Consider the following 18,511-nt stretch of genomic DNA (forward strand, 5'->3'; position numbering starts at 1 on the left):
CGAATGTCACCGTCCTTTCGGCAGTCCGAGAACGCGTTCGGCCACGATGCTGTGCTGGATCTGGGAGGTGCCGGCGGCGATGGTGTACGACAGCGAGGACAACCGGTCGAGCAGCCAGGGCTGTTCGAGATCCAGTGCCGTGCCACCCTCCCCTCCCAGCACCTCGGCGGCCGCCTCGTACAGCTCCTGCCGGGCATGCGAGTACCGCAGCTTGAAGACCGACCCGCCGACCCCGGGCACGCCCTCGCTCGCCTCGCTCACGTTCCACTGGGTCAGCCGCCACAACGCCCGGAACTCGGCGTTCAGCCGCCCGAGCCGACGGCGAAGCACGGGATCGTCCCAGCGGCCGTTCTCCCGTGCCGCCAGGGCGAGTTCGCCCAGCACCCGGCGGCAGGCCACCACCTCCCCCACGAACGCCGTGCCGCGCTCGAAGGACAGGGTCACCATGGTCACGCGCCAGCCGTCGTTCTCCTCGCCGACCCGGTTGGCGACGGGCACCCGGACCTCGTCGAGGAAGACCTCGGCGAACTCGTTCGACCCCGCGAGCGTGCGCAGCGGCCGTACGGTGATGCCCGGCGCGTCCATGGGCATGGCCAGCCAGGTGATCCCGCGATGCTTGGGCGCGGCCGGGTCGGTCCGCACCAACAGCTCGCACCAGTCGGCGACTTCGGCGTGCGAGGTCCAGATCTTGGAACCGCTGACCACGTAGTGGTCGCCGTCGCGCCGCCCGCGGGTGCGCAGCGCCGCGAGGTCCGAACCGGCGTCCGGCTCACTGAACCCCTGGCACCAGACCTCCTCACCGCGCAGCACCGGCGGCAGCCAGCGCGCCCGCTGTTCGTCACTCCCCTCGGCGGCGACGGTCGGCCCTGCGTGCAGCAACCCCACGAAGTTCGCCCCCACATAGGGCGCGCCGGCCTTCTCCGTCTCCTCCAGGAAGATCATCCGTACGGCTGGGTCGGCGCCCCAGTGGACCTCGCCGTACCCGGCGTCGTACAGCGTCCGCTGCCAGCCCAGGTCGTACGCCCGCCGCCCGGGCCAGTCGTCGGGCGAGGGCTTCGCCGGCAGCGAGGGGAGAGCCCTGCCCAGCCACTCCCTCAACCGCGTCCGGAATTCCGCTTCTTGGGGGGTGTCGGCGAGGTCCACTACTTGTCCAGGTCGAGGCCGAGCATGCGGATGGCGTTGCCGCGCATCAGCTTGTAGACGGTCTCGTCGTCGAGGCCCTTCACATGGTCGAGGGCGACCTCCTTGGTGTGCGGGAAGGTCGAGTCGACGTGCGGGTAGTCGGTCTCGAAGGTGGCGTTGTCGCGGCCGACGACGTCGATCGAGGCGACCCCGTGCTTGTCGCGGAAGAAGCAGCAGAAGATCTGCCGGTAGTAGTACGTCGAGGGCGGCTCCGGAATCAGATCCCGCACCCCGCCCCACGCGCGGTGCTCCTGCCACACGTCGTCGGCGCGTTCCAGGGCGTACGGGATCCAGCCCATCTGGCCTTCGCTGTAGGCGAGTTTGAGCGTCGGGAACTTCACCAGCACGCCGGAGAAGAGGAAGTCCATCATCGAGGCCATCGCGTTGTTGAAGCTCAGCGAGGCCTGGACGGCGGGCGGTGCGTCCGGGGAGGCGGCGGGCATCTGGCTGCTGCTGCCGATGTGCATGTTGACGACCGTGCCGGTCTCCTCGCACACCGCGAAGAACGGGTCCCAGTAGCCGGAGTGGATCGACGGCAGCCCGAGGTACGTCGGGATCTCCGAGAACGTCACCGCCCGCACCCCGCGTTCGGCGTTGCGCCGGATCTCCGCGACCGCCAACTCGACGTCCCACAGCGGGATCAGGCACAGCGGGATCAGCCGGCCGCCGCTGTCACCGCACCACTCCTCCACCATCCAGTCGTTGTAGGCGCGCACGCAGGCCAGCGCGACCTCCTTGTCCTGCGCCTCGGCGAAGGTCTGGCCGCAGAACCGGGGGAAGGTGGGGAAGCAGAGGGAGCCCTCGACATGGTTGAGGTCCATGTCCGCGAGCCGGGCCTTCGGGTCCCAGCAGCCGCGCCGCATCTGCTCGCGGGTGATGCCGTCGAGGGTCATCTCGTCCCGGGAGAATCCGACGGCCGCGATGATCCGCTTGTAGGGGAACTGCAGGTCCTCGTACTGCCACCAGTCGGTGACCGGGCCGTCGGGGTCGGTCGTGATCCGGTACTTGCCGCCCACATAGGCGAGTTCGCCGATTCCGGCGGTGAAGGGCTTCGGCCCCCTGTCCCGGTACTTGGCCGGCAGCCAGGTCTCGAAGAGGTGCGCGGGTTCGATCACGTGGTCGTCGACGCTGATGATGCGGGGCAGTTCGGTCATGGGTCCCCTCCGCCTGGCCAGCCGGTGTTGCTTATCTGACGGTCCGTCAGTTCTATGCCTCTAGAAGGTTAGTCCCGCGCCTATGGACCGACAAGGCGCCAGGCCCTACGCTCCCGGGACAATCTGACTGGTCGTCAGAACACCTTCCGGTCAGCTGGCAACTGGCACTGGTAACTGGGGGCAATGTGAACGTCGTCGACACCGCACACGCCCTGAGTTCGGCCCGTACCCTCTGGGAACTGGTGGCCCGGCGCGCCGAACTCACCCCCGACCGACCGGTCTTCCTCCAGGACGACCGCGCCCTCACCTTCGGCGGACTCCACGCCCGCTCCGAACGGGTGGCGGCCGGCCTGTACGACATGGGCGTACGCCCCGGCACGGTCGTCGCCTGGCAGCTGCCCACCCGTATCGAGACCGCCCTGCTCTCCTTCGCGCTGGCCCGTCTGGGCGCCGTGCAGTCGCCCGTCATCCCCTTCTACCGGGACCGCGAAGTGGGCTTCGCGCTACGGGAGTCGAAGGCGGAGTTCTTCGCGGTGCCGGGGGTTTGGCGCGGCTTCGACCACACGGAGATGGCACGGCGGCTCGGCGCGAAGGGCGTCTTCCGCGCGTACGACAGCGACGAACTCCCCGACGGAGACCCGTCGTCGCTGCCGCCCCCCGCCGCCGACGGCACCTCGGTCCGCTGGATCTACTGGACCTCGGGCACGACCTCCGACCCCAAGGGGGTGCTCCACACGGACCGTTCACTCATCGCGGGCGGCTCGTGTCTCGCGCACGCGCTGCGGCTCACCGAGTCGGACGTCGGCTCGATGGCCTTCCCGTACGCCCATATCGCCGGCCCCGACTACACGGTGATGCTCCTGCTGTACGGGTTCCCGGCGGTGATGTTCGAGCAGTTCGCGCTGCCGGACGCGCTGGAGGGCTACCGCAAGCACGGCGTCACGGTGGCCGGCGGGTCCACGGCCTTCTACTCCATGTTCCTCGCCGAGCAGCGCAAGCAGCCGGGCGCTCCGGTGATCCCCTCCCTGCGACTGCTGGCGGGCGGCGGGGCGCCGAAGCCGCCGGAGGTCTACCACTCCGTCGTACGCGAGATGGGCGTTCAGCTCACCCACGGGTACGGGATGACCGAGGTGCCGATGATCACCATGGGGGCGCCGGACGACACGGTCGGCAACCTGGCGACGACGGAGGGGCGTCCGCCGGCGGGAATGGAGATACGGGTGGTGGAGGGCGAGGTGCGGCTGCGGGGCGAGGCCGTGTGCCAGGGCTATCTGGACCCCGCGCAGACTGCCGAGGCCTTCGACGAGGACGGCTTTCTGCGCACCGGCGACCTGGGATTCCTCACCGGGAGCGGGCACTTGGTGCTCACCGGGCGACTCAAGGACGTCATCATCCGCAAGGGCGAGAACATCTCGGCGAAGGAGATCGAGGACCTGCTGCACACGCATCCGGGGGTGGGCGATGTGGCGGTGGTGGGGCTGCCGGACGCGGAGCGCGGGGAGTTGGTCTGCGCGGTGGTGGAACAGGCACAGGGCGCCGGTGAGTTGACCCTCGCCGAGCTGACGTCGTACCTGCGGTCGGAAGGGCTGTCCGTGCACAAGCTGCCGGAGCGGCTGGAGCTGGTGGACGCCCTTCCGCGCAACGACGCCCTGCGGAAGGTGCTCAAGTACAAGCTGCGCGAACGCTATTCGGAGCCGGCGCCCGTGTCCGAGCTTGTACCCGAGCCTGTGTCCGAACCCTCGCCCAAGCCCTCGTCCGAGTCGGAGACGTCGAAGTAGCGGGCCAGCGCGTCGACGATCTCCGTCTCGCCGACTTTGCCGTCCGCGTCGGTGTCGAGGGTCGCGGCGGCCATGGCTGCGATGTCCTCGCGCACACCGAGCGCCTTGAGAACGCGTTCGGTGTCTTCGAGGGTCGCCGCGCCGTCGCCGTCCCGGTCCGCGACAGCCAGGGCCGCGTGCAGGAAGGGCCGCGCGATCTCGGCGAACCGGCCGGGGCTGTCGTGCAGCCGCTTCACGGCGCCGTTCACGAACTCGTCGCGGGTGATCCGCTGGTCGCCGTCCCGGTCCGCCATCCCTGCCATGCCCTGCCAGAAGGCCTCGGCACCGCTGTAGAGGGCCTGGCCCTTGTCGGACCGGGCGGGGGTGCCGAACTCGGCGAGCAGCGCCTTGGCCGCCACGCTGAAGTCCGCACGGTCGATGTAGCCGTTGCCGTCCTGGTCGAAGGTGGCGAACCGGGCGGCGATCTTCCGTCCGTACTCGGAGCTGACCATGTCTGTCGGGCCTGCCTTACGTCTGCGTCCTACGCCGGTGTCCTGGGTCGAGGTCTTGGGTCCAGGTCTTGGGTCGTCTTCCCGCACGGAGCGTACGACGCGCGGGTGACCGCCGGAGCAGGAAAACGACACCTGTACCGAGACTGGGTAAATTCCGCGACAACGGCGTCACGCGCGCGGGGGCCTGGTCGTGCGCCCGTGGGGGTCGGTCGTGGACTCGTGGAAGCCGGTGGTGGACTCGTCGGAGCCGGTGGTGGACTCGCGGGAGCCGGTCATAAGGGCGTGGGGCCGGTCACGCGCGGGTGAAGGCCGCCTGGAGCGGAGCGGCAGCCTCGTCGGCGGCCGTGGTGACATCCGCGTAGACGTCGAAGAGGCGACGGACCCCCAGCGCGCTGAGGACCCGGTTGACGTGATGGGCGTGGGCGCTCTCCGCGGCCCCCTGCGCGGGCAGGATCAGGCGCAGACGGCCCTGGCAGGAGCGCAGCAGCCGGCGGGTGGCGATGAGGACGCCGACACCGCTGGAGTCGCAGAAGACGACCTCGGAGAGATCGAGGACGACGCTGTGGCGGCCGTCGGCCACCGCGTCGTGCACCCGCTGCCGCAACTCCGGCGAGGTGACCAGATCCATTTCTCCGGACACCTGGAGCACGGTCCAGCCGCCGCGCTCGCCGTCGGTCACCTTGAACGCCACCATCACGCCTCTATCCGACTCGTCCGGCAGAAACGGAAGCTTTACTTACGCTTCCTGTCGACGCGGCTGCCCAACAGCCATGTCATCAAACACCGCACATCCGCTCGGCCCGAACCGCAAGAGACTTGCAGGCGGTTTGCAAGGGGCTTGTTTCGGTCACCCGCGATCCAAAGCAATCGAAAGCGGTGCAGATTACGTCACGACCGGTCGGTCTCCGTCTGTTCTCTACCATCCAGAGGCCTTCGGAGGGCGCACAATGCCGCAAAGCGGAGTGGGCTGTCAGAGGGGCCGACTACATTCGAGGAAGGGGTGGGCGTCCACCGGACCTGGACAGGAACACGGCACGGACACGACTGGGACAACTGACGCGACCGAGACGTACGGGGGGTGAGGGGGCAGCATGCCGAAGAGGGACACACCGCCCCGCTGGGACCGCAAGATGCAGCAACGGCTCGCGCGCGGGGAGGCAGCCGCACTCGGTGAGCTGTACGACCGGTTCGCCTCCCTCGTACACGGCCTGGCCCACCGGGTCCTCGGCGACGAACAGTCCGCCGACCGCATCACCCGCGAGGTCTTCGCTCACGTCTGGCAGCACCCCGACGCCTACGACCCCAAACAGGGCCCCCTGCGTTCCTGGCTGGCCTCCCTGACCCACCGCCTCGCGGTCCAGCGCCTCCGCCAGACGGAAGCAGCGGCACTGGCCCACGACGGGCCGGCCGACCGGGCCGAGCAGAACGACACGTATGCGGAAGCACCGGCTTCCTCCAGTGCCTATACGGGGTCCACGGGGTCTACCGGCTCCACGGGCTCTACGGGTTCGACCGGCTCCATGGAGGAACTGGAACGCAGGGTCCGCCGCGCCTCCGTCGCCGCCCGCGCCGACTACATCGTCACGTCGATGCCCGCCCCGTTGCGGGCCGCACTTGAGCTGGCGTACTTCCAACGGCGCGACTACCGCCAGACCGCCGCCGACCTGGGTGTCACGGAGGCCGAGGCCCGCCGCCGCCTCCGTCTCGGCCTCCAACTCCTGTCCACGGCCCACGACACCGGCACACCAGGGGCACCCCCCGAATACGGGGGTGCGGTGTGAGCGGCGCGGGTCACGAGGACGGGGACTGGGAGAAGTACGAGGAGTACGGCGCCCAGGGATCGAACAACGACGACGACACCGGCGCCCCCAACGGCAAGGACGATGCCGATGGCAAGGGCGATGGCGATGGAGATGGCGGCTTCGTCGGCGAGGGATCAGACCCCGACGAGGGCACGCGCCGCATACCGATGCCGCGCTCCTCGGTCGAGGACACGGGGCTCCCCCTGCCCGACGTACCCCCCGTGCCTCCGGTACCCCCCGTCCCGCCTGCGCCACTCGTCCTGGAACACGACGTACTGAGGTCACTGCTCGGGGCGTGGGCGCTGGCCGCGTGTGCGCCGGAGGAGACGCTGGCCGTCGAGGAGCACCTCGGGGAATGCGGAGCCTGCGCGGACGAGGCGCGGCGCCTGCGTGAGGCGGTCGAGCTGTTGCAACGTCCGGAACCCCTCGACCTGGATCCGACCCTGCGCACCCGTGTCCTGCAGAGCTGCCTCGACCGCCGCCCGCCGCGCATCCCGGTACCGGAGTGGGCGGCCCCGTACGACGCCGAGACCGCCCGCCTCGACGCCCTGCTGCAGGACTTCGGCGACGCGGAGTGGCACGCGCCCGTGCGGCTGCGCTGGTTCGAGGGCGACGAGCAGACGACACGCCGTACGACGGTCGCCGGTGTCATCGCTCACCTGCTGAGCGTGGACGGCCTGGTCGCGGTCGCGCTGGGCCTCGACGACCCGCTCACCGGCGAGCAGAAGACCCCGGTGGCCCCGACTCCGACGGGCCGTACGGAGGCGTACTGGCGTGCCTCGCACTTCCCGCCGACCCGGTCCGTACGGCCGCCGTGGCGGGAGCAGAGCCACGGCATCGTCCGGACGGTGGCGTTCGCGGTTGGGGGTACCTCCCGCGCGAGCGAAGCCGAGCGTGGGGGAGGCTCGGGGAAGCTGCCTGTGCCGTACGGCGACTTCGAACTGCCGTTGCGGGACGCGATGTTGGACCGCGCCTTCGAGTGCTGGGTGCATGCGGGGGACATCGCGGACGCGGTCGACTACCCCTATGAACCGCCGGCCCCGCGCCACCTCCACGGCATGATCGACCTCGCGGCCCGCATGCTCCCGGAAGCCCTGGCCGCCCGCCGCCAGGCAGGCCTGGCTTCCCCGAACCGGACGACCCGCCACCTGGTCCCGGCCGGCGAACCCGGCCGCAGCCTCCGCCTGGAGATCGAGGGCTCCGGCGGCGGCGAATGGTTCATCCCCCTGGACTCCCCTGCCGCCCTCCCCTCAGCCGCCCACGAGGTCGCCCATGTGGCCCTGGACGGCGCGGAGTTCTGCCAACTGGCGGCGGGCCACGTCTCCCCGGAGGAGGCCGCGGCAGGCCAGGACGGAGACCGGGAGGCGATCAGGGATGTGCTGTTCGCGGCGGCTTCGCTGAGCCGGATGTAGACGGGATGACCCGTGAAGGAGAGGACGGAGTGCGGACGGAGCAGAGTCGGCCGGCGTAGGGGCAACCCCGAAAACCACGCGCTCCAGCCGCTGCGCTTCCCTACGCTTCCCGCCATGGAGAGCACCTCGACCAAGTACCTCGTCAACGTCGTGGACGTTGAAGCGACCTGTTGGACGGGTCCCCAGCCGCCCGGCGCGGTCAGCGAGATCATCGAGGTCGGACTGACCCTCATCGACCTGGCCGCCGGTGAGCGCCTCGCCCGGCACCGGATTCTGGTGCGGCCCGTCCGGTCCACGGTCAGCGAGTTCTGCACGGAGCTGACCGGCCTCACCCAATATGAGGTCGACCAAGGGGTCAGCTTCGCCGAGGCGTGCCAACTGCTGGCCGCCGAGCATCGTGCGGGAACCCGACCGTGGGTCAGCTGGGGCGACTACGACCGCCACCAGTTCACCCGCCAGTGCCGGGCGACACGGACGCCCTACCCCTTCGGCCGCCACCACACCAACGCCAAGGCGGTCTTCACCGAGGCGTACGGTCTACGCAAACGTCCCGGCATGGCACAGGCCCTGGAGATCGCCGGGCAGCGACTCGAAGGCCGTCACCACCGGGGCGAGGACGACGCCTGGAACATCGCGGCCCTCGTACTCCACCTGTCCGGACGGCGCCTCTGGCCGGCCACGGTCGAACACCCCGCTTGACGCACTCACCCGGTCCAGCAGAATTACCCGACCGAAAAAGCGGCGCCGCTTCTTGGTGTCCAGGCTGATCACCGGCTTGCCGTCGGCCCGGTGCTGTTCGTCTGCTCGTTGATGTAGCGGAACCGGCCATCCCGGTCGGGGTGTTGAGCGCCCTCAAGAGTCCTGGCGTTCGCCTGCAGGCTGAAGCCCACCTGCCGCAGCAGCCCGGCCCACCGCCGGTGCGGGCGCCGGGTGCCTTGCCGGGTCAGCGCCTCGGCCAGGTCCAACAGCGACTTCGTCGTCCACCTCGGCGGCGACACCGGATCACCCCGCTCATTCGGCTCGACCAACCCCGACAACGCCTTGAGCGGGGCTGGATCGGCGCCTGGGTCCGTTTGCGGCCTCCGCCCGGTGCACGCGCCCGGCCGCCCGGCAGCGGGCCCGACCCTCGCTCAACTTGAAGGCGCCGACAAGTACGCCAACGCGTACTGGTGCTCGAGGGCCTTGATCGCACCACCGCGCCAACTCTCCGCCACGGACTCCGACACGGGATCGGGGAATATGTCCTCCTCCTCTTTCTCCACTCCGTCGAAGATTTTCCGTGCAGCGGTCTCGGCAGACTGCTTCGGTACTTCGTCGAAGCCTCGGGTCATATCCGTGTCCACGGGACCGGGCAGGACGGTATGTACGCTCACGCCCCGTCCGGACAGAAGGGCTCGCCACGACTGGGACAGCGAGAACACGGCCGCTTTCGAGATCGAGTAGCCCGCCGAGGCAGGCACGGCGGCCCAGGCCGCCAGCGACGCGATACTGACGATGGCACCCTGGGATCGAGTCAGCAGCGGCAGGAAGGCCTGAGTCACGTCGTGAGTACCAAAAAGGTTGACGGCGAGATGCTGTTCGAGCATGGCGCGATCGCTCAAGTCGTCGGCGAGTGCTATGCCTGCGTTGTTGATGAGGATGTCGAGAGACTCGACACTCTCGGCGGCCTCCTGTATCTGCGCAGCTTGGGTCACGTCCAGAGCCAGGCGCGTGACACGCTCATCCGGGTGGGCGAAGGGCTGACGCGTGCCTGCGTACACGCGCTTCGCGCCCCTCCTCAACGCTTCCTCCACCAGCGCCAGTCCGATACCGCGATTGGCCCCTGTTATCAGAACCGTTGTGTCTGCGATCGTGGACATGCGATCTCCTCAGTTGGGTTGTACGAGGCGAAGGGAAGGTCACGAGAAAGGCGAGTGCCGCGATCGACCTCGGCTGACTCCTGACGTGGCATGGGCAAGCGCATTGATCACGTCCGAAGCTACGGATGAGAAGACGGCAGCGGATCCGTCACCGCATCCTTCACGACGTGCCTGGCATCTCCTGACTTCACGTCAGCAGGCTTTTCCTACGCCGTGATCGAGTTGCCGAGGCGCATGATGCGGGTCTTCCCGGAACAGGAGAAAGGTCGGCTACCAGCCCTGGACGGCCGAACCGGTCTGAACTGAGGTGTCAACGGATACCCCGAACCACAATCCGCCGGCCTCGCCGTGGAGAGCCCGCCAGGGCAAATACAGATCGTGTCGCTCTGCCGACCGTCTCCCACGACGACTCCCCCAGGGCCGAGTCACCTCATTGTCCTGCCGTGACCCGATGAGGGCGGTCCCTCCGAAGGGAAGGGTTGGGCTGGAGGAGCGCTGAGCGAGGGCCTGTTCGGGGCCGTTCGTCCTTACCGTGCTACTCGGGGCGAGGACGGGCCGAGAGAGCGTGCGAGTTCACCGACTGGCGCCAGCATGTGTCCGCCATCGCCCGCGCACCACCACACGACCTCGCGCTCCCGCTCCGAGCCGTGGACGCCGAGGTCATGTCGGGGGCACACCGGCCAGACCTGCCAGGTCCGTTCGAGCAGACTCTCCTGGATCATGATTGTCAGACTGGTCAGTGCCATGACCAGGTCGTCGCACATGCTCGGCAGGATATGGCCGCCCCAGTTGAGCCTTTCACCGTCGGCAAGGCGGACACCAGCTCCGACCGGGAACCAGTCCTCCAGGACCTCGGTCTCCGGTTCACCCTCGATCCCACGCGTGGGCAGATCGCGGGCGAATATCCGCAGCGCATCGCGCAACGTCTCCAAACGCTCGGGGGCGAGGTCGAAACCCGGCTCGAAACCCACGTCGTCCAGGATGCGCCAGGCCAGGGCTGTCATCTCTGGCTGCGGCACCTCGGCCGGATTCCGTTCGACGACCTCCAGGATGGCGTCGGTGCAGTGGAACCAGTCGAGCAGTGCGCAGGCGAGAGCGACGACTTGCCGAGGGTCGAGATTGTCCTCACGCAGGCCGACGTAGACCCTTCGCAGCAACGGTTCAGTGACCGCTTCGTACTCAGCCACGGCATTGCTCACCAGCCCAGTCACCCGACGCGACACGGTTCCCCACCTCATGGTTCGGCATGACGCGTGACGCATGACGCACTCGCCGACGGAGTTATGACCTCACCACTTGATCACGGCCCTCACTCGACAGAAACCCCACCGGCCCCCGAGGCACCGGACCAGCCCGTCGACGAGCACGAACCCGGGCCCCTCCCCAGCGATGAGTTTCCCGGCGCCCCCGGGTCTACCCCCCGACCGAGACAGCCAGCTCACCCTCACCGGGAGTACGTCATGGGCCTCATCCACATCGAGATGTTCGCGACCCTCGACCTCGTCGGGCAGGCGCCCGGTGGGCCCGAGGAGGATCCGGCGGGGTTTCCGTTCGGCGGCTGGCAGGCGCCGCTGATGGACGAGGCGGCCGGAGCGCAGATCTTTGCCGCGTACGAGGGCACGGACGCTCTTCTGCTCGGTCGGCGGACGTACGACATCTTCGCCGGGTACTGGCCGCACCAGAAGGGTGGCGAGGACAACGAGATCGCCACGCTCTTCAACAGCGTCCCGAAGTATGTGGCGTCCCGTGGCACGCCCGACCTCTCGTGGGCCGGGTCCACGCACCTCGGCCCGGATCTGGCCGGCGCGGTGCGCGAGATCCGGGACCGGCACGAGAACGTGAAGGTCGTCGGCAGCCTGGACCTGGTGCAGACCCTGCTGCGCGAGAAGCTGTTCGACCGTCTCGACCTCTGGGTGCACCCGGTGGTCCTCGGCGTCGGCAAGAAGGTGTTCGACGAGGGCGCTGTGCCCACGAACATCACGCTCCTCGAACCGCCGGTAGCCAGCGCCAAAGGCACGGTGTACCTGCGCTACGGGCTCGCCGACGGCACCCCGGCGACAGGGGACATGAGCGCACCCGATCGCGGTGTCGGGCACGCCGCCTGAAACCGCCCCGCGCCGGGCGGTACGTGTCGTCGGCGGTGAATCCGCCGGGCCACGGCCGACACACAATCGTCCGGCAGGCCCCGCGATCGCGGTGCGACGAAGACCGAGCGGCCCCTACGCGAATACCACCGTCCGCCGCCCGTTCAGCAGAATCCGGCGCTCCGCGTGCCACTTCACCGCCCGCGCCAGCGCCTGGCACTCCACATCGCGGCCAATGGCCACCAGCTGGTCCGGAGTCACGTCGTGCGCGACCCGCTCGACCTCCTGCTCGATGATCGGGCCCTCGTCCAGGTCGGCCGTGACGTAGTGCGCGGTCGCGCCGATCAGCTTGACGCCTCGTGCGTGGGCCTGGTGGTACGGCTTGGCGCCCTTGAAGCTCGGGAGGAAGGAGTGGTGGATGTTGATGATCCGGCCGCTCAGCGCCTTGCACAGGTCGTCCGACAGCACCTGCATGTAGCGGGCCAGGACGACCAGTTCCACGTTCTCCTCGCGGACCAGCTCCAGGAGTCGCGCCTCGGCCTGTGCCTTCGTGTCCTTCGTCACCGGGATGTGGACGAAGGGGACGTCGTACGAGGCGACCAGCTCGGCGAAGTCCGTGTGGTTGGAGACGACCGCCGCGATGTCGACGGGCAGCGCGCCGATGCGGGCGCGGAAGAGGAGGTCGTTGAGGCAGTGGCCGAACTTGCTGACCATGAGGACGACCCGCATACGGTCCTCGGCCCGGTGGATCTGCCACTCCATGTGGAAGGCGTCACCGATCGCCGCGAAGCTCGCGCGCAGCTTGTCCACCGTCACCGGCGTCTCGCCCGAGAAGTGGACGCGCATGAAGAACAGTCCCGTGTCCCGGTCGCCGAACTGCTGGCTGTCCTCGATGTTGCAGCCGGTCATGAAGAGGTAGCTCGACACGGCGTGCACGATGCCCTGCTTGTCGGGGCACGAGAGAGTGAGGACGTACTGCTCGGCGGGGGGCGCTGCCTGGCTGGACTGCTCGTTCATGCCGGACAGGGTCCCATATCCACCTGGCACGGCCGACTCCCGTCCGCCACCCGGAACAGACCGCCGAAACAGACCACCTGAACTGAACAGACCGGACGAGACGCCCATGCTCTACGCCGAGCGCGCTACGCCGAGTGCCTACGCCGAGCGCGTCAGTATCCGCAGTACCTCCAGCGTGCGCGGCGGCACGTCCGGTTCCTCGCCGTCGCTCGCCGCGAGGCGCACATGGGCGTCCCGGGCCGCGCGGACCGCCTCCGGCCAGCCGGCGTGGTCGAGGTAGGCCGAGACGGGGGCGTCCGGGCCGACCTGGTGCATGATCCGCAGGACGCGGAGTACGGCGGTGTCGACGAGGGCGGCTTCCTGGGAGTCCCGGAAGATCGTGCCGACGTATTTCTCGGCGGACCAGCTGTCCAGCCAGGTGTCCTCGACCAGGCGGTACACGGCGTCGGTGACGTCCCCGTAGCCGTCGACGCCGGCCAGCCAGACGTCTCGCTGGAACACCTGATCGGAGAGCATGTGCAGCGCGGAGCGCACATTGCTGCGCCAGCGCCACCACGGCATGTCGTTGAGTGGCATGCCGCCCATGGTGGGGGAGCGACGGCCGCGACGGGAAGAGTCTTCCGAACCTTGCACGGTCATCGATCGTACGGTCCCTGTGAAAATGAGATCAACACCCCCCGTAATTCACCTCCCCGTCACCACGTGTCGACCAAGGGTCACATCCGGGTTTGCCGTGTGACGGAATCGTGCGTGTCCATGACCGGCAGGCGAGGCACCCGCAGCTCCTTCCGCACCAAACTCCCCACGTCGCTCCCCACCTCGATGGGCGTGCTGGCCGTGTGCGCGGCGCTCGCCGCCGGATGCGGGGTCGTACCCGGCACCTCGGCCGGTTCCGATGGGGGTGACATCACCGTCATGACCTGGGCGCCGGAGGACACCGACGCCACCAACAAGCCCGGTATGCCGGCCATGGCGCAGGCGTACGCGCGCTGGATCAACTCCACGGGGGGCCTGAACGGGCGCAAGCTCAAGGTCCTGACCTGCAACGACCACAACGACCGGGTGGCCGCCGCGAAGTGCGCCCGGCGCGCCGCCGACGAGGACGTCGTCGCGGTCGTCGGCTCCTACAGCCAGTTCGGCGACGACTTCCTGGGCCCGCTGGCCTCCGCCGGAATCCCCTACATCGGCGGCTACGGCGTCACCAACGACGAGTTCACCAATCCGATGTCCTACCCGGTCAACGGCGGCTCGCCCGCCCTGCTGGCCGGCCTCGGCAAGGAACTCGCCTCCGTCTGCGGGCCCGTCGCCCTGATCCGCCCCGACACCATCGCGGGCGACCAGCTGCCGCAGCTCCTCGACTCCGGGCTGCGGGCGGGCGGCCACGCCGAGGCGCGGGACCAGCTGGCCGCCGAGGACGCCACCGAGTACGGGACGCACACGAAGCTCGCCCTGGAGCGCACGGCGGGCACCGCGGGCACGGAGACGGAGCACGAGGGGTGTGTCGTGCCCGCGCTGGGGGACCGTACGAACACCTTCATGGACTCCTTCCGGCGCGACCGCGGGGACTACCCGGCCGTGCGCACCGCCACCGTCCTCGGCAGCGTCGACCAGACGGTGATCAACGCGACCGGGGGCGGGAGGGGCCCGTACGAGGGCTCGTACATCACCGGCTGGTACCCGGTGGCCGGCGACGCCCGGTGGGACGAGATGAAGAAGGTCATCAACGAGGAGGCCTTCGACGACAACCGCGTCGACCCGCAGGACGCGGGGGTGCAGACCACCTGGATCGCGTACACCGTCCTGAAGGCGGTCGTCGAGTCGCTGGGCGAGGGCGAGGTGTCCTCGACCACGGTCCGGCGGGCCCTCGACGACGGTGTCCGGGTCACCACCGGCGGCCTCACCCCGACGCTGCGCTGGCGCTTCGAGGATCTGCTCTCGGTGGTCGGCTTCCCGCGCCTGGTCAACGCGCAGGTCACCCTCCAGGTCGTCCGCGACGGCCGCCTCGTCGCCGCGCGCAAGAACTCCGTCGACACGACGAAGCTGTTGGAGAGCGCGACGGACTGAGGACCGGCGGGCGGTCCCTCCAGGAGGGACCGCCCGGTGCCCGACGGCCGGTTCAGAGTCGGTTCAGAGCTGGGTGGACTGGCGCTCCGTCAGGCCGTACGACTTCGCGATCGTGTTCCACAGCTCGGCCGCCTTGGCCTTCTGCCCGGTGGCGATGCCGCTCTGCTGGTTGCCCTTCTGCGTCTGGCCGGTCGAACGGGCCTGGCCCTTCTTGCAGCCGTTCTTGCCCGCCACCTGGTCGGCCCAGGCCGCGTAGTGCTCGTCGGCCGACTGGGACGCGTGCCACGCCTTGGTGAGGGCGTCGGTGAGCTGGGCGTGCTCGGGGAGCTTGTCGACGGACAGTGACGCGAGCCGGGTGACCAGTTCGCCGCGCTGCTGGGCCGCGCCGCGCAGGTCCGAGGCCGCCTGGCCCAGGTTGTTGCAGGACTTGACGTTCGCCACGGCCTTGATCACCGTGTCGCGGCTGTTGTTGCTGTCGGCGAGGAGCTTGTCGAGTTCGACGGCCTGCGCCTTGGCCGGGTCGGCGGCCGGTGCCTTGGACCCCTCCGGCGCGGCCGAGGTCGCCGCGACGGTCTTGTTGTCCGCGTCGTTGTCGCTCTTCCCGCCCCCGCTGCTCAGCAGCGCGCCGGCGCCTATCCCGAGCACGGCGAGGCCGACCCCGAGGGCCGCGATGACGGGCACCTTCGAACGCCGTCCGCCACCGCCCCGGCCGCCGTGGCGGTCGTCCATGTCGTGGGGCGCGGGCGCCCCGGCCGCCTGGAAGCCGTACGGGGCCTGCTGGGCGGCGTACGGAGCCTGCTGGCCGTAGGGCCCGGGGGCGGGCTGCGGGTGCTGCTGGGGCTGGATGCGGGGCATCTGCTGGGTGGCGCCGGCCGGTGACTCGGCACCGGGGGCGCCGGGGCCGCCGCGGAAGAGGTTGTCGAAGTCGGAGGGCGGCTGACGGTCGTCGGGGCCGCCCGGCTGTCCGCCGTACGGCCCCGCGGGCACCGGCGGGATGTACTGGGTGGCGTCGGCGTCGGAGCCGCCGGGGGCCGCCTGCGGCACGCGGCCCAGGTACGCGGTCGCCTCGGCGGCCGTCTCGGGCGGCATCGCGCCGGGGCCCACGGGCGGGAGGAACTGCGTCGCCGCCTCGTTGGCGTGCGGGGTCGTGTGAGGGGGCGCGGGGGTGTGCGCCGTCACCGGCGGAAGGTACTGGGTGGCCGGTTCGGCGACCGGCCCGGGGGTGCCGGGAACGGGCGGGATGTACTGCGTCGCGCCGTCGTCGACGGGCGGCAGCGGAGCACCGGGCGCGGCGGCGGCGTACGGGAGGGCCGCACCGCCCTCGGGTGGCAGCGGGGCGCCACCGTACTGCCCGTACGGCTGCCCGTACTGCTGGCCGTACTGCGGCTGATGGGCCTGCTGCTGGTACTGCGGCATGGGCGGGCCACCGGCGGCGGGCGGGAGCGGCGCGGACTCGGCGCCGTGGGGGGCCTGCGGTACGGGGTGGGGGGCGCCCGGGGTCGCCTGGGCGTCGTAGCCGGGCTGCTGGGCCCAACCGCCGGACATGCGCGGGTCGTTGTCCCACGCCGGGGCTGACGGCGCCTGCTGCTCGGGCTGTTGCTGCGACTGCGGCTGGAACTGGCCTTGGTCGCCCCACTGTTGGTGCTGGTACTGGTACTGCTCCTGGTGCTGTTGGGCGTCAGGGGCCGCCGGCCAGTCATCGGCCGCCGGAGGTTGCGCGTGACCCTGGCTGTGGGCCTGGCCGTGTGCCTGGCTGTGACCCTGGTTCATGTCCGGGCCCCACGGCTGTCCCCAGGCCTGACCGGCGGTCGGGTTCGGGTTCGGGGGTGGCGGCAGCGCCGGGGTGGGAGCGGGCCTGCCGCCGCTTCCCCCCGTCATACCCGGCAGCAGCGGTTCGCCGCCGTCGGAGGGCAGCACGATGCCTTCGCGCGCCACGCGCGGCGAGGGCTCCTCGCCCTGTCCACTCTGCGTCACCGGGACTCCTACTAATGGGGGACCTTCGGAATCGTCGGTTAACGCTACCGGGTCCCCGGAATCCGATTCCACGCAGCACAGGACCGGACCAGTCCCCCACCAGCCGCTCAGCGTCCCGCTGTGTCTCCTGTCACGCCGCCACCCGCAGGTCCAGCCGAGCCCCGAACTCCCGGACCACGGGTTCCTCGCGGAACGGCTCCAGGCGCATGTGGAGGTCCTCCAGGTACTCGGCGCCCCGGTTGGAGCGCAGGGTGCCGAGGAGTTCCACCGCGCGCAGGCCCGTGTGGCAGGCCTCCTCCACCTCGCGCTGCTGGACCTGCGCCGTGGCCAGCAGCACCAGTCCGATGGCCCGGCGTCGCGCCCGGGTCTCGGGGTGTCCGTCCAGCGACTCCTGCGCGCACCGGCCCGCCGCCTCGGCCTGGCCGAGGTCCCGGTGGCAGTGCGCCAGCTCGTCGGCCAGATAGGCCGCGTCGAAGTGGGCGATCCACACCGGGTCGTCCCCGGACTCCGGGTCGGCCGCGTCCAGCGCGTTGACCGCGCGCGCGGACGCCAACTGGGCCGACCGCGCGTCTCCCATCAGGGCGTGGCCCCGGGCCTCGGCCGCGTGGAACATCGCCTCCGCGCGCGGGGTGACCCTGCCACGCGCCCCCTCCTGTGCCGCCCGCGCCAGCTGGGCGATCTCCCGCGGGTTTCCGAGCTGCGCGGCGAGATGGCTCATGGAGGCGGCGAGTACGTACCCTCCGTACCCCCGGTCCCCGGCCGCCTGGGCGAGCCGCAGCGCCTGGATGTAGTAGCGCTGGGCGAGGCCGGGCTGGCCGGTGTCGACGGCCATGTACCCGGCGAGTTCGGTCAGCCGGGCGACGGCGGCGAAGAGGTCGCGGCCGACCGCCTCCCGGTACGAGCCCGCCAGCAGCCCGGAGACGACGCTGTTGAGGTAGTGCACGACGACCGGACGCACGTGGCCGCTGCCGAACTGGTGGTCCAGGTCCGTCAGGGCCTGCGTCATCGCGCGCACCGCGGCCACGTCCGACGGCCCCACGCGGGGACCCGCCTGGCGCGCCACCTGGGAGTCGGGGGACGAGATCAGCCAGTCCCGGCTGGGCTCCACGAGCGCGGACGCGGCGACGGACGAGCCGGACAGGAAGTCCCGCCGGCCCACGTCACTGCGCCACAGCTCACACACCTGCTCGATGGCGCCGAGAACGGTCGGGGAGAACTGGAGCCCGACGCCCGAGGCGAGGTTCTTGCCGTTGGCCATGCCGATCTCGTCGATCGTGACCGTACGGCCGAGTTTGCGGCCGAGGGCCTCGGCGATGATCGCGGGCGCGCGGCCCCGGGGCTGCTGTCCGCGCAGCCAACGGGCCACGGACGTTTTGTCGTACCGCAGATCGTGGCCGTGCTCCGCGCCGCACATGTTGACCCGGCGGGCCAGCCCGGCGTTCGAGCAGCCCGCTTCCTGGATGAGCGCCTGCAGCCGTTCGTTCGGCTGCCGCGCGACGAGAGGCCTTGCGGCCATGGCGTACCCCCTGAGGCTGCGGTGCCGTGCCACGCACCGAGTTGACGTGTCTTCCGTGCCCGGAACCCCTTCCGTACGCGGCCCGGTGAGCGGACGAGTACGGCGAAAAGATCCGGCCTCGAAGATCAATGCCCCGCAGACATGCCGACAATGCGAAGCATGTGAGGATTGCCGGGGT

General features: G+C 70.2%; 16 protein-coding genes and 1 pseudogene. 6 read left to right on the forward strand and 11 right to left on the reverse strand.

The window, feature by feature from the left end; translation table 11 throughout:
- Positions 1-6: 6 nt before the first annotated feature.
- Together QA861_RS19310 and QA861_RS19315 are read right to left on the reverse strand one after the other, a co-directional pair.
- On the reverse strand, positions 7-1,143 hold the full coding sequence (locus tag QA861_RS19310) for an acyl-CoA dehydrogenase family protein (RefSeq protein ID WP_334589576.1): 1,137 nt from the start codon (positions 1,141-1,143) through the stop codon (positions 7-9).
- Complete coding sequence (locus QA861_RS19315) at positions 1,143-2,336, reverse strand: amidohydrolase family protein (RefSeq protein ID WP_334589577.1); 1,194 nt, start codon at positions 2,334-2,336, stop codon at positions 1,143-1,145. Before QA861_RS19315 ends, QA861_RS19310 begins: the two co-directional genes overlap by 1 nt.
- Positions 2,337-2,521: 185 nt before the next feature.
- On the opposite strand from QA861_RS19315, the gene QA861_RS19320 reads away from it, so the two are divergent.
- Positions 2,522-4,114, forward strand: a complete 1,593-nt coding sequence (locus tag QA861_RS19320) for a class I adenylate-forming enzyme family protein (protein WP_334589578.1) — start codon at positions 2,522-2,524, stop codon at positions 4,112-4,114.
- Here the strand turns inward: QA861_RS19320 and QA861_RS19325 are convergent.
- Both QA861_RS19325 and QA861_RS19330 read right to left on the reverse strand, forming a co-directional pair.
- Complete coding sequence (locus QA861_RS19325; RefSeq protein WP_334589579.1) at positions 4,021-4,605, reverse strand: EF-hand domain-containing protein; 585 nt, start codon at positions 4,603-4,605, stop codon at positions 4,021-4,023. The two genes, QA861_RS19320 and QA861_RS19325, sit on opposite strands and share 94 nt — an antisense overlap.
- A gap of 292 nt (positions 4,606-4,897) precedes the next feature.
- Positions 4,898-5,302, reverse strand: a complete 405-nt coding sequence (locus tag QA861_RS19330; protein ID WP_334589580.1) for an STAS domain-containing protein — start codon at positions 5,300-5,302, stop codon at positions 4,898-4,900.
- Between the two features lie 394 nt (positions 5,303-5,696).
- Here QA861_RS19330 and QA861_RS19335 point away from each other — a divergent pair, with 394 nt between their 5' ends.
- The 3 genes from QA861_RS19335 to QA861_RS19345 all read left to right on the forward strand — a co-directional run bounded on the left by QA861_RS19335 (position 5,697) and on the right by QA861_RS19345 (position 8,518).
- Positions 5,697-6,386 carry a sigma-70 family RNA polymerase sigma factor gene (locus tag QA861_RS19335; protein WP_334589581.1) on the forward strand — a complete coding sequence of 230 codons (690 nt, stop codon included), beginning with the start codon at positions 5,697-5,699 and terminating at the stop codon, positions 6,384-6,386.
- On the forward strand, positions 6,383-7,819 hold the full coding sequence (locus QA861_RS19340; RefSeq protein ID WP_334589582.1) for a zf-HC2 domain-containing protein: 1,437 nt from the start codon (positions 6,383-6,385) through the stop codon (positions 7,817-7,819). The genes QA861_RS19335 and QA861_RS19340 overlap by 4 nt, the downstream gene beginning before the upstream one ends.
- A gap of 114 nt (positions 7,820-7,933) precedes the next feature.
- Positions 7,934-8,518 (forward strand): 3'-5' exonuclease, encoded by a 585-nt coding sequence (locus tag QA861_RS19345; RefSeq protein WP_334589583.1) that lies wholly within the window; start codon positions 7,934-7,936, stop codon positions 8,516-8,518.
- Positions 8,519-8,563: 45 nt separating this feature from the next.
- Here the strand turns inward: QA861_RS19345 and QA861_RS19350 are convergent.
- The 3 genes and pseudogenes from QA861_RS19350 to QA861_RS19360 form a co-directional block, all read right to left on the reverse strand.
- A pseudogene (locus QA861_RS19350) lies at positions 8,564-8,957 on the reverse strand (ISAzo13-like element transposase-related protein); the annotation flags it as partial.
- Positions 8,950-9,678 (reverse strand): SDR family NAD(P)-dependent oxidoreductase, encoded by a 729-nt coding sequence (locus tag QA861_RS19355; RefSeq protein WP_334589584.1) that lies wholly within the window; start codon positions 9,676-9,678, stop codon positions 8,950-8,952. The pseudogene QA861_RS19350 and the gene QA861_RS19355, both read right to left, overlap by 8 nt.
- A 527-nt stretch (positions 9,679-10,205) precedes the next feature.
- The gene (locus QA861_RS19360) at positions 10,206-10,901 is read right to left on the reverse strand and encodes a hypothetical protein (RefSeq protein WP_334589585.1); all 696 of its coding nucleotides are present in this window, start codon (positions 10,899-10,901) and stop codon (positions 10,206-10,208) included.
- A gap of 237 nt (positions 10,902-11,138) precedes the next feature.
- On the opposite strand from QA861_RS19360, the gene QA861_RS19365 reads away from it, so the two are divergent.
- Complete coding sequence (locus tag QA861_RS19365) at positions 11,139-11,783, forward strand: dihydrofolate reductase family protein (RefSeq protein ID WP_334589586.1); 645 nt, start codon at positions 11,139-11,141, stop codon at positions 11,781-11,783.
- A 114-nt stretch (positions 11,784-11,897) separates the two neighbouring features.
- Here the strand turns inward: QA861_RS19365 and purU are convergent, their stop codons facing one another.
- Positions 11,898-12,779 (reverse strand): formyltetrahydrofolate deformylase, encoded by an 882-nt coding sequence (purU, locus tag QA861_RS19370; protein ID WP_334589587.1) that lies wholly within the window; start codon positions 12,777-12,779, stop codon positions 11,898-11,900.
- Between the two features lie 138 nt (positions 12,780-12,917).
- Entirely contained in the window at positions 12,918-13,418 is a 501-nt protein-coding gene (locus tag QA861_RS19375; protein ID WP_334589588.1) for an SCO4402 family protein, read from the reverse strand.
- A 117-nt stretch (positions 13,419-13,535) separates the two neighbouring features.
- On the opposite strand from QA861_RS19375, the gene QA861_RS19380 reads away from it, so the two are divergent.
- On the forward strand, positions 13,536-14,843 hold the full coding sequence (locus tag QA861_RS19380; protein WP_334589589.1) for an ABC transporter substrate-binding protein: 1,308 nt from the start codon (positions 13,536-13,538) through the stop codon (positions 14,841-14,843).
- Positions 14,844-14,906: 63 nt separating this feature from the next.
- Here the strand turns inward: QA861_RS19380 and QA861_RS19385 are convergent, their stop codons facing one another.
- The gene (locus tag QA861_RS19385; protein WP_334589590.1) at positions 14,907-16,817 is read right to left on the reverse strand and encodes a hypothetical protein; all 1,911 of its coding nucleotides are present in this window, start codon (positions 16,815-16,817) and stop codon (positions 14,907-14,909) included.
- 130 nt (positions 16,818-16,947) lie between these two features.
- A complete protein-coding gene (locus QA861_RS19390) occupies positions 16,948-18,333 on the reverse strand; it encodes an NsdA family TPR-like regulatory protein (protein WP_334589591.1) in 1,386 nt (461 codons plus the stop codon).
- Between the last annotated feature and the right edge of the window lie 178 nt (positions 18,334-18,511).

Origin of the sequence: Streptomyces sp. B21-083, from assembly GCF_036898825.1 — a bacterium.
Taxonomy (GTDB): Bacteria; Actinomycetota; Actinomycetes; order Streptomycetales; family Streptomycetaceae; genus Streptomyces.